15 protein-coding genes are annotated in these 13,865 nt (G+C 41.1%); 12 read left to right on the top strand and 3 right to left on the bottom strand.

What is annotated here, in order from left to right:
* Positions 1-4: 4 nt before the first annotated feature.
* From CWB80_RS06835 to CWB80_RS06845, 3 genes are read right to left on the bottom strand one after another with little or no spacing between them, the layout of a single operon-like run.
* Positions 5-622, bottom strand: a complete 618-nt coding sequence (locus tag CWB80_RS06835; RefSeq protein WP_054554273.1) for a peptidylprolyl isomerase — start codon at positions 620-622, stop codon at positions 5-7.
* A gap of 2 nt (positions 623-624) precedes the next feature.
* A complete protein-coding gene (locus CWB80_RS06840; protein ID WP_054554274.1) occupies positions 625-1,176 on the bottom strand; it encodes a YajG family lipoprotein in 552 nt (183 codons plus the stop codon).
* 13 nt (positions 1,177-1,189) lie between these two features.
* Positions 1,190-2,323 carry a methyltransferase gene (locus CWB80_RS06845; protein ID WP_138601817.1) on the bottom strand — a complete coding sequence of 378 codons (1,134 nt, stop codon included), beginning with the start codon at positions 2,321-2,323 and terminating at the stop codon, positions 1,190-1,192.
* Positions 2,324-2,364: 41 nt separating this feature from the next.
* Between CWB80_RS06845 and CWB80_RS06850 the strand changes: the two genes are divergently transcribed.
* The 12 genes from CWB80_RS06850 (at position 2,365) to CWB80_RS06905 (ending at position 13,777) form a co-directional block, all read left to right on the top strand.
* Complete coding sequence (locus CWB80_RS06850; RefSeq protein WP_138601767.1) at positions 2,365-2,952, top strand: alpha-ketoglutarate-dependent dioxygenase AlkB family protein; 588 nt, start codon at positions 2,365-2,367, stop codon at positions 2,950-2,952.
* Positions 2,953-3,025: 73 nt separating this feature from the next.
* Entirely contained in the window at positions 3,026-3,337 is a 312-nt protein-coding gene (locus CWB80_RS06855) for a BolA family protein (RefSeq protein ID WP_054554277.1), read from the top strand.
* 243 nt (positions 3,338-3,580) lie between these two features.
* Complete coding sequence (gene fabV / locus CWB80_RS06860; RefSeq protein WP_138601765.1) at positions 3,581-4,774, top strand: enoyl-ACP reductase FabV; 1,194 nt, start codon at positions 3,581-3,583, stop codon at positions 4,772-4,774.
* A 348-nt stretch (positions 4,775-5,122) separates the two neighbouring features.
* A complete protein-coding gene (locus CWB80_RS06865) occupies positions 5,123-6,466 on the top strand; it encodes a Na(+)-translocating NADH-quinone reductase subunit A (protein WP_138601815.1) in 1,344 nt (447 codons plus the stop codon).
* 4 nt (positions 6,467-6,470) lie between these two features.
* Positions 6,471-7,673 (top strand): NADH:ubiquinone reductase (Na(+)-transporting) subunit B, encoded by a 1,203-nt coding sequence (locus tag CWB80_RS06870; RefSeq protein WP_062566711.1) that lies wholly within the window; start codon positions 6,471-6,473, stop codon positions 7,671-7,673.
* Positions 7,666-8,418, top strand: coding sequence for a Na(+)-translocating NADH-quinone reductase subunit C (locus tag CWB80_RS06875; protein WP_054554280.1), 753 nt, complete (start codon positions 7,666-7,668; stop codon positions 8,416-8,418). Before CWB80_RS06870 ends, CWB80_RS06875 begins: the two co-directional genes overlap by 8 nt.
* Positions 8,418-9,050 carry an NADH:ubiquinone reductase (Na(+)-transporting) subunit D gene (locus CWB80_RS06880; RefSeq protein WP_054554281.1) on the top strand — a complete coding sequence of 211 codons (633 nt, stop codon included), beginning with the start codon at positions 8,418-8,420 and terminating at the stop codon, positions 9,048-9,050. The genes CWB80_RS06875 and CWB80_RS06880 overlap by 1 nt, the downstream gene beginning before the upstream one ends.
* 10 nt (positions 9,051-9,060) lie before the next feature.
* Positions 9,061-9,669, top strand: coding sequence for an NADH:ubiquinone reductase (Na(+)-transporting) subunit E (gene nqrE / locus CWB80_RS06885; protein WP_016708692.1), 609 nt, complete (start codon positions 9,061-9,063; stop codon positions 9,667-9,669).
* 19 nt (positions 9,670-9,688) lie between these two features.
* Complete coding sequence (gene nqrF / locus CWB80_RS06890) at positions 9,689-10,915, top strand: NADH:ubiquinone reductase (Na(+)-transporting) subunit F (protein ID WP_130052183.1); 1,227 nt, start codon at positions 9,689-9,691, stop codon at positions 10,913-10,915.
* Positions 10,916-11,027: 112 nt separating this feature from the next.
* Positions 11,028-12,059: an FAD:protein FMN transferase gene (locus CWB80_RS06895; protein WP_063528648.1), complete on the top strand. Its 1,032-nt coding sequence runs from the start codon at positions 11,028-11,030 to the stop codon at positions 12,057-12,059.
* A gap of 336 nt (positions 12,060-12,395) precedes the next feature.
* Positions 12,396-12,608: a (Na+)-NQR maturation NqrM gene (gene nqrM / locus CWB80_RS06900; RefSeq protein ID WP_055020649.1), complete on the top strand. Its 213-nt coding sequence runs from the start codon at positions 12,396-12,398 to the stop codon at positions 12,606-12,608.
* A 191-nt stretch (positions 12,609-12,799) separates the two neighbouring features.
* Entirely contained in the window at positions 12,800-13,777 is a 978-nt protein-coding gene (locus CWB80_RS06905; protein ID WP_138686273.1) for a transposase, read from the top strand.
* Positions 13,778-13,865: the final 88 nt, after the last annotated feature.

Raw genomic sequence — 13,865 nt, forward strand, 5'->3', positions numbered from 1 at the left:
TTTATTATTGATTAGCGTCAAGCACTTTTACGTTTAAGATAACAACAGGATCTTTGGGTACAAAGCTGTAACCAATTTTTTCATTGAAAGCAGTTTCGACACGCATGATTTTGTCTAGAGTTTCGTAGCCATCCATGACCATACCAAATACAGCAAAGCCCCAATCACGACCTGGATTAAGATGGTCGTTGTCGTCCATATTAAAGAAGAATTGACGCGTACCTGAGTGTGGTTTACGGTCTTGATATGCCATTGCGATACTATACATATCGTTTTTTAACCCGTTGCCACTTTCATTGAAAATAGGGTCACCTTCGTACAGACCATCGTAGTCTTTATCGTAACCTCCGCCTTGAATTACAAAATCACGTTCGTTGTCTTCATCACGTTCAACACGGTGAAATACACTACCTTGATAGCTACCATCGGCAACGTAAGTTAGAAAGTTATTTACTGTGATTGGTGCGCGTGAACGATCCATTTCGACCACAATACTGCCAAGCGTAGTGACAATTTCTACGCGTGGAAACATATTGTCTTTTTGAATAAACTTACCTTCAGTCGCTGCGAATGAACTGTGAGCAAAAAACAATAAAAAACTAAGTAATAAAATGCGTTTCATGGTTAACCTTCTAAATAGGCGATTAATTCTGGGTCAGATACAATGCGTGTTATAACCTGTTCAGTCAACTTATTAAGTTGACCTTCTATTTTTGCACGGTCATGACTGAGTGGTCCTTCAAGATTTGCGTTGCCGCGGTATATCTTACTAAAGTTACTTGTACTTTTAATCACTCTTAAACCAAACTCCACATTTGCAGCACTACTGTGCGTCATCATCTTTTCGGTGACAGTTGCTTGCAACTTATGAATATCTAATTCAAAACGTGTAGTTGCTAAGTTTGAAATGTTTGCACCATTTCGGCTCAGAGCACTGTCTAAGGCACTTTTCACAGAATCAGCTATTCCAGGGCTTGCAAGCGTTTTTACTTTGTCTGAACCAATGATTTTAAGAGTCACATTGTCACCACGTAAGTCAATTACGCTGGTGCTAACATTACTGTTAATAGTTGAAATTTTCCCGCCTTGATAAACGGGGTTCAAAATTAACTGATTTGGCTGATTGCTACACGCAGATAGGGCGGCTAGCAAGCATAAAGGAAGTATTTTTTTCATTTAGTTAGCTCCATTAATTATTCTTTGTAGCACTTAGTACGACAAACTTTTTATTAGATCCTAATAGCTTACAATTGCCGAACATGCGTTTTAACTTTTCATGATAGTCTAGATGACGATTACCAATAATTCTTAATTCACCACCGTGCTTTAATGTTTGTTTTGCCTGTTTGAACATTTGCCAAGCGATATGATCGGTGACCGCTTGCGCTTGGTGGAATGGTGGGTTACATAAAACAAGGTCAACACTGTTAGGTTGAAAATCGGTTAAACAGTCGTTTTGAACAAACTCACACTGGTCTAATTGCTCAGGTAAATTGTGAGTTATGTTCAATTTGGCAGATTCAACGGCCATAAAGGACTCATCAACGAAGGTTACATGGGCTTTAGGGCAACGTTTGAGAGTCATCAACCCAACAACACCATTACCACAGCCTAAATCAATGATGCTGCGGGCTTTACTTGTTTGTGGCAAATAGTTAAAGAAAAAGCGCGCGCCGATATCTAATGAGTCCCGAGAAAATACATTGGCATGATTTTGAATTTCAAATTCACTGCCTTCAAGTGGCCAGTTAACAGGAAAGGGGGCTACTTTATTAAGACCACTGGTTTTACTGATAATTAAACGGGACTTTTTAACCGCTAAGCTGGTTGATGTTTCACCGATATACTGACTAAAAGCCTTTATTGTTGAGTTATGAATGTCTTTCGTTTTTCCAGCTGCAATAACATCAATGTCAGCAGGTAAAGCTGCACTGATTGCGGCAAGTTGATGCTGAAGATAGCCTAAATTGCGTGGCACTTTTAATATCACTAAATCAACCTGATTAGGTAATGCTGCTAATGAGTCCAGTTGCGTTAAAGAATCTGTTGATAACTCATTGGTTTGTAAATTATAGCGGGTAGCTTGATGACCAATATACGAGTCGTTAACTGAATAAACTGTTAACGTATTAAAGGCACAGGATAAGGCGCCAAAACTGTCATTGAGTATCAGGATTGAATTTGCATCTGGATAGTGCTCTTGTACATAATTGACAAGATATTCATCGCCAGAGTCCCATGCTTGAAGACTGCGATTTTTTTGATCTAACGGAAAGCGTTCTAGGGTATAGGTGTTATCACCGAGCTGTGCTTGGGTGGTCATCATGATTTTACGAAAGTATTAATGTATAGGTAAATTCTAACATGCAACAGCCAAACGCCAACCCTAATCATCTACCTGATGGGTTTTCTTACCAAGCCAATACATTGAGTGCGCAAAAAAGCCTCGAATTATTTTACTTTCTTCAGCAGCAGCTCAACTGGCAGCAACCGGCTATAAAAGTGTACGGAAAAAGCCATGTGATCCCGCGTTTGCAATGCTTTATTGCTGATCAGAACGTAAATTATGGTTACTCGGGTTCAAAATTAATCGTTGAGCCTTGGCCAGAGGTACTTGATGCTATGCGTGTACGCTTATCAAGAACTTTGCAGATACCATTTAATGCGCTTTTAGTTAATTTGTATCGAGATGGTCATGATTGTATGGGCTGGCATAGTGACGATGAGAAAGAACTTGGTGAGCAACCAACAATCGCGTCTGTATCACTAGGGGCCGAACGTGTATTTAAAATAAAGCACAAATATAAAAATGAACAATATAGCATTGTGCTGCAAAGTGGTAGCTGTTTAATCATGAATGGTTTTAGCCAGCGCGATTACCAGCATAGTTTGCCGAAGCAGCAAAGACTCAAACACCCTCGAATTAATCTTACCTTTCGTTCAATTATATAAAATCATTGGTAAATTGAGCCATGCCCTTGATATAGTAGCTGGCAATTATTTTCTTATGAAAGGTCTATGACACATGTCAATGCAACAACAAATTGAGCAAAAGCTTGCTGCGGGTATCGAATGTAAACACCTGAATGTTGTCAATGAAAGCCATATGCATAGTCGTGGAACTGAGTCGCATTTTAAAGTGGTGGTTGTGAGTGAAGAATTTGCAGGTAAACGTTTACTTGCCCGTCACCGTCAAATTAATGAGCTATTAAAAGATGAATTAGCAAATCACATTCATGCATTAGCGATTCACACATTTACTCCCGAAGAGTTCAGTGAACAACATGGACAGGCACCTGAATCACCAAAGTGCTTAGGCGGCTCAAAGTTCGACTAAATTAGCAGGACAGTCACTCAAAGTTAGAAGGACAGTCACCTAAAGTTAGAAAGACAGTCACTCAAAGTTAGCAGGACAGTCACTCAAAGTTAGAAGGACAGTCACTCTAGACTGCTGGTTACTTGGGTGTTTTAAGCTCGAAAAATTTACGTGGGTCTGAAAAGTTTACTGATCAGACCTGTATTTTAACTATTAGCCTTTAAACTAGCGCTAATTTTTATTGTGATAGATATAGGATGATCAATGGTCATTAAGCCGAAAATTCGTGGATTTATCTGCACTAACGCGCATCCAGTAGGGTGTGCTGAGCACGTACAAGAACAAATTAATTATGTGAAAGCGCAAGGACCACTGAGCAATGCACCTAAGAATGTATTAGTGATAGGTGCGTCTACAGGTTACGGCCTAGCATCACGTATCACGGCTGCATTTGGTGGCGGTGCTAAAACGTTAGGTATTTTCTTTGAAAAAGAAGGTAGCGAACGCAAAACGGGTTCTGCAGGTTGGTACAACACAGCAGCATTCCAAGCAGCCGCTGAAGAAGCTGGTTTATGGTCTAAAAATATCAATGGCGACGCGTTTTCTAACGAAATCAAGCAAAAAGCAATTGATACTATCAAAGCCGATCTAGGTAAAATTGATTTAGTTATCTACAGCCTTGCGTCACCTCGTCGTACTGATCCAAATACAGGTGAGACTTACTCATCAACACTTAAGCCTATTGGCTCAGATATCACTACGAAGAACCTAAACACTTCAAAGCGTGTGATTGATGAAGTAACGGTTGAAGCAGCAAACCAAGAAGACATCGACAATACAATTAAAGTAATGGGCGGTGAAGATTGGGAAATGTGGATTGACGCATTAAAAGAAGCAGATGTACTTGCTGATAACTTCAAAACAACGGCTTACACTTATATCGGTAAAGAATTAACATGGCCAATTTACGGTCATGCGACAATTGGTAAAGCGAAAGAAGATCTTGACCGTGCAACGCAAGCAATCAAAGAGTCAACAAAAGGCTTAAATGGTGAAGCGTATGTTTCTTCGTTAAATGCGGTTGTGACACAAGCAAGCTCGGCAATTCCAATTATGCCTTTATATATCTCTGCTTTATTCAAAGTAATGAAAGCAGACGGTACTTACGAAGGTACCATTGAGCAAATTCACTCACTATTTACTGAAAACCTTTACGGTGAAACACCACGTTTTGACGAAGGTGGTCATTTATTCCAAAACTACAAAGAGTTAGAAGATGATGTTCAAGCTCGTGTACAACATGTTTGGGATACAGTGGATACAGATACAATTGACGAATTAACGGATTACGTGGGTTACCATAATGAGTTTTTACGTTTATTCGGTTTTGGTATCGACAGTGTAGATTACGAGCAAGATGTGAATCCTGATGTTGCGATTTCACAGCTGATCGATTAATCGCTGAACAAACTTGATTTTGTAAAGTCGCTTTTTTAAGCGACTTTTTTGTTTCTTGATGAAAATAAAACTTCATCAATAGCACTTTGGTCTATATTGAATTTTATTCAAAAGGTTTTTGTAGTCTAAATAACCGTATCTGTCGTATAAATTTCATATTTGCTCTCGCATAGTCACCCTGATTGATGTTAAAATTCGGGCAATATATGTGAGGAGTTTACTGCGTTGCTTGTTTGGGGTGTTAAACAGGCTATTCTTTGATACTTAGAGTTTAACTTGAGCATATCAAATGGCGACGTGGTTGGTACGATTTTTCAGTTTCTTTCCGTTAATGTAATGCAAGTGCGTATGATCAACATAAAAAAAGGTCTGGATTTACCGATAGAGGGCGCACCTCAGCAAGTTATTCACGATGGTTCTGCCGTCAAACGTGTAGCTGTGCTAGGTGAAGAATATATTGGTATGCGTCCAACCATGCATGTTCGCGTGGATGACCAAGTCAAAAAAGGCCAGGTACTTTTTGAAGACAAAAAGAACCCAGGCGTCTTATTTACTGCACCAGCTTCTGGGGTAGTTAAAGAAATCAATCGTGGTGCTAAACGTGTGCTGCAATCTGTTGTTATTGAAGTTAATGGCAGTGAGCAAATCACCTTTGACTCTTTCAAGGCCGACGAGCTTTCGGGCTTAGACCGTGAAAAAGTTAAAGAAGTACTAGTTCAGTCAGGTCAATGGACAGCACTACGTGCTCGCCCATTCAGCAGAGTAGCTGCTTTGGATACAAATCCTAGCTCTATCTTTGTAACGGCTATCGACACTAACCCGCTAGCTGCAGATCCTGCAGTAATCATTGCTGAGAACACTCAAGCATTTGAAGCTGGTTTAGCTGTGGTATCTCGTTTAACTGACGGCAAAGTATTTGTTTGTAAACAAGCTGGTAGCCAAGTGCCTAGTTCATCAATCCCTCAAGTAGAAGTACATGAGTTTGGTGGTAAGCACCCGGCAGGTCTTGTTGGTACACACATTCATAACTTAGACCCAGTTTCTGCAAGCAAGCAGGTTTGGCACTTAGGTTACCAAGACGTAATCGCGTTTGGTAATTTATTCCTAACAGGTGAAATCTTCACAGACCGTGTTGTTTCGCTTGCTGGTCCACGTGTTAAAAACCCACGCTTAGTGAAAACTCAGCTAGGTGCATCTTTAGATGATTTAGTTGCTGGTGAATTAGAAGACGGTGATAACCGTGTAATTTCTGGTTCTGTATTATCAGGCGCTATCTCTCAAGGTCCACACGCGTTCTTAGGTCGTTACCATGTTCAAGTATCAGTATTACTTGAAGGTCGCGAAAAAGAGCTATTCGGTTGGATCGCACCAGGTGCTAACAAGTTCTCAGTAACACGTACCTTCTTATCTCACCTTGCTCCTAGCCGTCTATTTAACATGACGACTTCAACAGGTGGTTCGAAGCGTGCCATGGTTCCAATTGGCAGCTATGAGCGTGTTATGCCTTTAGACATCCTACCTACACTATTATTACGTGATTTAATCGCACGTGATCTTGATGGTGCTATTTCGTTAGGTGCGCTAGAGCTTGATGAAGAAGATTTAGCATTATGTACCTTCGTTTGTCCAGGTAAATACGAGTACGGTTCAATCCTACGCGATTGCTTGACTACGATCGAGAAGGAAGGCTAGAGAGATGGGTTTAAAGAAATTTCTAGAAGATATTGAGCCGCATTTTGAACCGGGTGGTAAACACGAAAAATGGTATGCGCTTTACGAAGCTGCAGCGACTATTTTCTACACGCCTGGTTATGTAAATAAAGGCAAAACACACGTTCGCGATAACATCGACCTAAAACGTATGATGATTTTAGTGTGGATGGCGACGTTCCCTGCAATGTTCTTTGGTATGTTCAACATCGGTCATCAGGCCGCTGGTGCTTTAGCGCAAGGTTTTGAACTAGCAAACACATGGCAAGTTGGTCTGTTCCAATTATTCGGTGGTGAATTAACTGCTGACTCTGGTTGGGGCGCGAAAATGTTTTACGGTGCCTGCTTCTTCCTACCAATATACGCAGTAACATTTGCTGTGGGTGGTTTCTGGGAAGTGCTATTTGCTTCAGTGCGTAAGCATGAAGTAAATGAAGGTTTCTTCGTAACATCTGTATTATTCGCACTAATCCTGCCTGCAACGATTCCTTTATGGCAAGTTGCACTAGGTATTACGTTTGGTGTTGTAATCGCTAAAGAAATCTTTGGTGGTACAGGTCGTAACTTCCTTAACCCTGCTCTTGCCGGTCGTGCATTCTTATTTTTCGCATACCCAGCACAAATTTCAGGTGACACAGTATGGACTGCAGTAGATTCATTCTCTGGTGCGACTATGCTTGGCCAAGCTGTTGTTGGTTCACTTGATTACAGCAACATGGAGCTATGGTGGAATGCGTTCTACGGTTTCATTCAAGGTTCTGTAGGTGAAACGTCAACACTAGCACTATTAATCGGTGGTTTATTCCTAATTTATGTGCGTATCGCTTCTTGGCGTATAGTACTAGGTGTATTCCTAGGTATGGTTGCAACGGCATTCTTACTAAATACAATTGGTTCAGAAACTAACGCTGTATTTGCTATGCCTTGGCACTGGCACTTAGTGCTTGGTGGTTTTGCATTTGGTATGTTCTTCATGGCAACAGACCCAGTATCTGCATCATTCACAGACAAAGGTAAGTTCGCTTACGGTGCGTTAATCGGCTTTATGGTTGTAATGATCCGTGTTGTTAACCCGGCATTCCCAGAAGGTATGATGCTAGCAATCTTATTTGCTAACTTATTTGCACCATTATTCGATCACTTTGTAGTGCAAGCTAATATCAAGCGGAGGTTGGCACGTAATGTCTAGTAATAACGAATCAATCGGCAAAACGCTAACCGTTGTTGTTGCACTATGTTTAGTGTGTGCAATCATCGTATCGTTTGCTTCAGTTCAGCTTCGTCCTTTACAGCAAGCTAACAAAACACAAGATATCCAACGTAATATCTTAGCGGCTGCAGGCATTGAAGTATCAGGTACTGTGTCAGATACCTTTAACTCAAAAATTGAAGCACGTGTTGTAGACATGAACACAGGTGAGTTTGTTGAAGGTGCTGATCCTAACTCATTTGACTTCGAGAAAACAAAATTCGACCAAGCCCGTAGCTTTGCGTTGAAAGCAGAAGGAATTAAAGACATCGCTGGTATTCAGCGTATGACAAAAAATTCACCTGTATATATTTCGAAGAAATCTGATGGTTCTACAGACGCAATCATTCTACCAATCCAAGGTTATGGCCTTTGGGGTGTAATGTACGGCTTCTTAGCGCTTGAAAGCGATGGTGAAACAGTTAAAAACATCAACTTCTTCAAGCACAACGAAACGCCAGGTCTAGGTGGTGAAATCCAAAATCCACAATGGACTGCTAAATGGCAAGGTAAAGAGTTACCAATCAATATCATGAAGAGCGGTGCGAAGAACGAACATCAAATCGATGGTCTTTCTGGTGCAACATTAACTTCAAACGGTGTTGATCACACAGTTGACTTCTGGACTGGCGAGCATGGCTTTGGTCCATTCCTTGCGAAAGTACGTGAAGGAGCGTTGAAATAATGGCTGATACTAAAGAAATGAAGTCGGTCCTATTTGGCCCGGTATTCGCAAATAACCCGATCGCATTACAAGTACTAGGTATTTGTTCTGCGCTAGCGGTAACATCAAGCTTAAAAAATGCACTAATCATGTCAATCGCATTGACACTAGTAACTGCGTTTTCTAGCTTGTTTATTTCGTCAATTCGTAACCACATCCCATCATCTGTACGTATCATCGTGCAAATGACGATCATCGCATCACTTGTAATCGTTGTTGACCAAGTATTGCAAGCATTCTCTTATGCAACAGCTAAAGAGCTTTCAGTATTCGTTGGTCTAATCATTACAAACTGTATCGTAATGGGTCGTGCTGAAGCATACGCAATGAAGTCACCACCGTTAATGTCTTTCTTAGATGGTATCGGTAACGGTTTAGGCTACTCAGTAGTACTACTAACTGTTGGTTTCATCCGTGAGTTATTCGGTAAAGGTTCACTATTCGGTGTTGATATTATCCCATTAGTACAAAATGGTGGCTGGTATCAACCAATGGGTCTATTGATTTTACCACCGAGTGCATTCTTCATTATTGGTTTATTCATCTGGGTACTTCGTACCTTCAAGAAAGACCAAGTAGAAGCAAAAGCGTAAGGGGCGAGCAGTGGAACATTATATTAGTTTATTTGTAAAAGCGGTTTTCATTGAAAACTTAGCTTTAGCCTTCTTCCTAGGTATGTGTACTTTCCTTGCTGTATCAAAGAAAGTAACAACGTCAATCGGCCTAGGTGTGGCAGTTATCGTGGTACTAGGTATCTCAGTACCTGTAAATAACTTGGTTTATCACGCTGTTCTTGCACCAGGTGCATTAGAGTGGCTTGGCTACCCAGAAGCAGACCTTAGCTTCTTACGTTTCTTGACTTTCATCGGTGTTATTGCAGCACTTGTACAAATTCTTGAAATGGCATTAGATAAGTTCTTCCCTGCACTTTACAACGCGTTAGGTATCTTCTTACCACTGATCACAGTTAACTGTGCGATCTTCGGTGCGGTATCTTTCATGGTTGAGCGTAACTATAACTTCGGCGAGTCTGTTGTTTATGGTATCGGTTCAGGTGTGGGCTGGGCACTAGCAATTACTTTACTTGCTGGTATCCGTGAAAAAATGAAGTACTCAGACGTTCCTGATGGCTTACGTGGTTTAGGTATTACTTTCATCACTGTTGGTCTTATGGGTCTTGGCTTTATGTCATTCTCTGGTATTTCACTTTAATAGGTAGCGAGGATAAATCATGAATGAGATTTTCTTAGGCGTTGGTGTTTTCATCGCTATCGTTGTTATTTTAGTTTTAGTTATCATTGGTGCTAAATCTAAATTAGTAGCAAGCGGCGATATCATCATCGGAATTAATGGCGACCCAGAAAAAGCTATTAAAACATCTGCAGGTAGCAAGCTATTAGGCGCGCTAGCTGATTCAGGTATCTTCGTTTCATCTGCATGTGGTGGCGGTGGCTCTTGTGGTCAGTGTCGTGTACACATCAAAGAAGGTGGCGGCGATATCTTACCAACAGAACTTGATCACATCTCTAAAGGTGAAGCTCGTGAAGGCTGCCGTTTAGCGTGTCAGGTAAATGTTAAGAACGACATGGAAATTGAACTTGAAGAGTCAATTTTCGGTGTTAAGAAGTGGGACTGTACTGTTATCTCTAACGATAACAAGGCAACGTTCATCAAGGAACTTAAGTTACAAATCCCTGATGGCGAGTCAGTACCTTTCCGTGCCGGTGGTTATATTCAAATTGAAGCACCAGCTCACCACGTTAAATACGCTGATTTCGATATTCCAGAAGAGTATCGTGGCGACTGGAACCACTTCGGTTTCTTCGATCTGGAGTCTAAAGTAGACGACGAAACAATTCGTGCATACTCTATGGCTAACTACCCAGAAGAAGAAGGCATCATCATGCTTAACGTGCGTATCGCTACGCCGCCGCCAAGAGACCTAAGCCTTCCATGTGGTAAAATGTCTTCGTACATTTGGTCATTAAAAGAAGGTGATAAAGTGACTATCTCTGGTCCATTCGGTGAGTTCTTCGCGAAAGACACTGATGCAGAAATGGTATTCGTAGGTGGTGGTGCAGGTATGGCACCAATGCGTTCACATATCTTTGACCAACTTAAGCGTTTACAATCTAAGCGTAAGATGAGCTTCTGGTATGGTGCGCGTTCTAAGCGTGAAATGTTCTACGTAGAAGATTTCGACGGCTTAGCAGCAGAAAACGATAACTTCGTATGGCACACAGCACTGTCTGATCCACAACCAGAAGATAACTGGGAAGGTTACACAGGCTTCATCCATAATGTACTTTATGAAAACTACTTGAAAGATCATGAAGCGCCTGAAGATTGTGAGTTCTACATGTGTGGTCCTCCAATGATGAACGCGGCTGTTATCAACATGCTTAAAGATCTAGGTGTAGAAGACGAAAACATCTTATTAGATGACTTCGGTGGCTAACACCATACACAAAACAATAAGTTTTGGTTAGAATACAGGCCTCGTAGCACTTAGTGTTACGAGGCTTTTTTATTTCTATACCGAACTCCGTGGTACCTAAAAGGTGAATGCTATGAATAGAGTGTTTTATCGCCAAGGCTTGATGGCCTTTTTTCTATTAACTATGACTTTACTCATGGCTGGCTGCAGCCAAGCTGATAAGGCTGAAGAGCTTTACTTTGAAGGTAAGACAATGGGCACCACTTATCATATTAAGGTGTTTGCAGAGTCTTCAAAGGTTGCAGGTGTTGATTTACACCCGGAAATTAAGCAAGTACTTAAAGATGTAAATCAATCTATGTCGACTTACATTCCCGATTCAGAAATTAACCAGTTCAACCAGTTACCAGCAGGGCAGGTAATGCCAATAAGCGCTGATTTTAGAAACGTGGTAGCTGAATCAATTCGCCTTGGCGAATCAACAAAAACGTTAGATGTGACTATGGGGCCACTTATTGACTTGTGGGGCTTTGGTCCAGATAAAAAGCCGACTAAACGCCCAAGCGATGAAGCCTTGGCCGCAATGGTTGCCAAAATTGGTGTTGATAAGCTTGAACTTACAGATGCTGGTCTTATGAAGACGATTGATGGTTTAGAGCTGTCGTTTTCGGCTACAGCCAAAGGTTACGGCATTGATAAAGTAGCACAAGTGATAGAAAGCCATGGTTTCACTAATTATATGGTTGAGATTGGTGGTGAGCTTCGTGTGTCGGGTATTAAGCCAAACAACATCACTTGGAAAATAGCTATTGAGCAGCCTGATGCTGAGCCTGGCGTGCGTAAAGTACATAAAGTAATTGAGCCGGGTACTAATGGTATTGCGACATCAGGTGATTACCGAATTTTTTACGAAATGGATGGTGTTACCTATAGCCACTTAATTGACCCTGTAACAGGTATGCCGAGCCGTCATGATTTGGTATCAGTTACTGTTTTACACCCATCAGCGATGACTGCAGATGGCTTAGCGACGGCAATTACAGTGATGGGCATGGAAAAGGCGCAGAAATATGCCGAAGAGCACGATTTGCCGGTGTACTTAATTGGTAAGTCAGACAATGGCTTAGTGACATATTCTAGCCCCGCTTTTAAACCTTATTTGTAGCAGGGCAAGAAGCCGTGTATACCCAAGCAGCCTCAAGATGCAGAATTCTGCGTTCCACAGGAGCTTAATATCAAGGCGTTACTTGGCAACAATGGCAGTCCCAGAACTAACAACGATGAGAGTAAGCGCCTGTGAAGCGACCAAAGGATTGGTTTAAAAGCGATTTATACCGCGTTATTGATTTTAACAATAGAACCACTATTGCTTGCAATCAATGCCTTGCCTAAATCGCGTTTAATTCTAACTGAAACTCGCACCTTGAGGTCGTTTAGGTATATAATACATGCAGCCTAATTAGTTGGGCTCGATTTAATTGCTGACGATAGGGGCAAAGCAATGTCACTTTTTCTTCTTACATTTGGTCTACTTATTTTAATTGTGGCGGCGATGGCTGTCGGCATGATTGTGCAAAAGAAATCTATGGCCAGTAGTTGTGGTGGCCTAGGCGCTGTTGGTATCGACAAAGCTTGCGACTGCGACGACCCATGTGACAAGCGTAAAAAGCGCATGGCAAAAGAACAAGTCTGGAAAGAGAATCAAATTCTTTAACCACAAAAAAAAGCGCCCAAAGGCGCTTTTTTAATACCTAAATTTTACAAGGACAGTCACTTTAAAACTATTTTGAATATTTACAAAGACAGTCACTTTTATCCATGAACTCATTCTTGCAGTAAAAAAGATATTGTCTAAACTTTAATTACATTTAATGCATTTCAAATTATCAGTTCAAGGAGTGGACGATGGCTTTAGCAAGGAAGCGGCAAATCTGTTTGTCAAACACCAAATATTATCATTGTGTATCTCGTTGCGTCAGACGCGCTTACCTTTGTGGAGAAGACGCACTCACAGGCAAATCATATGAACACCGCCGAGTGTGGGTTGAACAGCGTCTGCTTGCTCTTGCAAAGGTATTTTGCATTGATGTGTGTGCTTATGCGGTGATGAGCAATCATACGCATCTTGTGCTTTATGTTGATAATAAAAAAGCAAATAGGTTATCGGATAAAGCCATTCTTTTACGCTGGTTTAAGCTCAGTAAAATGACTCCTTTAGGTCAAAAAGCCCTTTATGGTGAGCCGTTAAGTGATGGTCAACAAGTCTTCTTAAATAAAGAGGTTGCAGAATACAGAGCGCGCCTTTCGAGCATTAGTTGGTTCATGCGAATGCTAAATGAATATATTGCCAGACGGGCAAATAAAGAAGACGAGTGTACAGGGCATTTTTGGGAAGGGCGCTTTAAAAGCCAAGCTCTCCTTGATGAATCAGCGCTTTTAGCCTGCATGGCCTATGTTGATTTAAACCCTGTTCGTGCTAAAGCTGCGAGCACGCCGGAACAATCGGACTATACCAGTTTTAAAAAGCGATGCGAAAGCGCGAAGGAGTCAAAGCAACCTAAATTACTAGCTCGTTTTATTGGTGGCATGAGTAAGTATAAATCAAAGGAAATACCTTTTGAGTTAAAGTCATACCTGCTACTTGTGGAGCAAACTGGGCGTTGTATCAGCGCGGATAAGCCTGGATATATAGAGCATCATTTACCTCCTATTCTTGAAAGGCTGAATTTGGAAGCTAAAAACTGGTTAACATTAACAACTCAATTTGAAAACTTATTTCATGGAGCCGCAGGTCGAGTGGGTGCTATTGAAAGTTATTGCAGTAAAACTGCTCGTAAGCGACGAAGTAATCTAGCAAGCTGTAAGTTATTACTTGCTAGTTAATCTTAAATTTCTCTCGACTTTTATTTTTTGCAAACTCTTGCAGCTAACTTGTGCTTTCAATTCTCATAAAACTAAATCTTTTATCTTG

Origin of the sequence: Pseudoalteromonas sp. S1650, from assembly GCF_005887195.1 — a bacterium.
Classification (GTDB): Bacteria; Pseudomonadota; Gammaproteobacteria; order Enterobacterales; family Alteromonadaceae; genus Pseudoalteromonas; species Pseudoalteromonas simplex.

Coding starts and splice junctions, on each gene's coding strand:
- CWB80_RS06840 (WP_054554274.1), bottom strand. CDS start 1,176: ATGAAAAAAATACTTCCTTTATGCTTGCTAGCCGCCCTATCTGCGTGT.
- nqrF (WP_130052183.1), top strand. CDS start 9,689: ATGAATGAGATTTTCTTAGGCGTTGGTGTTTTCATCGCTATCGTTGTT.
- CWB80_RS06905 (WP_138686273.1), top strand. CDS start 12,800: ATGGCTTTAGCAAGGAAGCGGCAAATCTGTTTGTCAAACACCAAATAT.
- CWB80_RS06880 (WP_054554281.1), top strand. CDS start 8,418: ATGGCTGATACTAAAGAAATGAAGTCGGTCCTATTTGGCCCGGTATTC.
- CWB80_RS06855 (WP_054554277.1), top strand. CDS start 3,026: ATGTCAATGCAACAACAAATTGAGCAAAAGCTTGCTGCGGGTATCGAA.
- nqrM (WP_055020649.1), top strand. CDS start 12,396: ATGTCACTTTTTCTTCTTACATTTGGTCTACTTATTTTAATTGTGGCG.
- fabV (WP_138601765.1), top strand. CDS start 3,581: ATGGTCATTAAGCCGAAAATTCGTGGATTTATCTGCACTAACGCGCAT.
- CWB80_RS06895 (WP_063528648.1), top strand. CDS start 11,028: ATGAATAGAGTGTTTTATCGCCAAGGCTTGATGGCCTTTTTTCTATTA.
- CWB80_RS06875 (WP_054554280.1), top strand. CDS start 7,666: ATGTCTAGTAATAACGAATCAATCGGCAAAACGCTAACCGTTGTTGTT.
- CWB80_RS06870 (WP_062566711.1), top strand. CDS start 6,471: ATGGGTTTAAAGAAATTTCTAGAAGATATTGAGCCGCATTTTGAACCG.
- CWB80_RS06850 (WP_138601767.1), top strand. CDS start 2,365: ATGCAACAGCCAAACGCCAACCCTAATCATCTACCTGATGGGTTTTCT.
- CWB80_RS06835 (WP_054554273.1), bottom strand. CDS start 622: ATGAAACGCATTTTATTACTTAGTTTTTTATTGTTTTTTGCTCACAGT.
- CWB80_RS06845 (WP_138601817.1), bottom strand. CDS start 2,323: ATGACCACCCAAGCACAGCTCGGTGATAACACCTATACCCTAGAACGC.
- CWB80_RS06865 (WP_138601815.1), top strand. CDS start 5,123: ATGATCAACATAAAAAAAGGTCTGGATTTACCGATAGAGGGCGCACCT.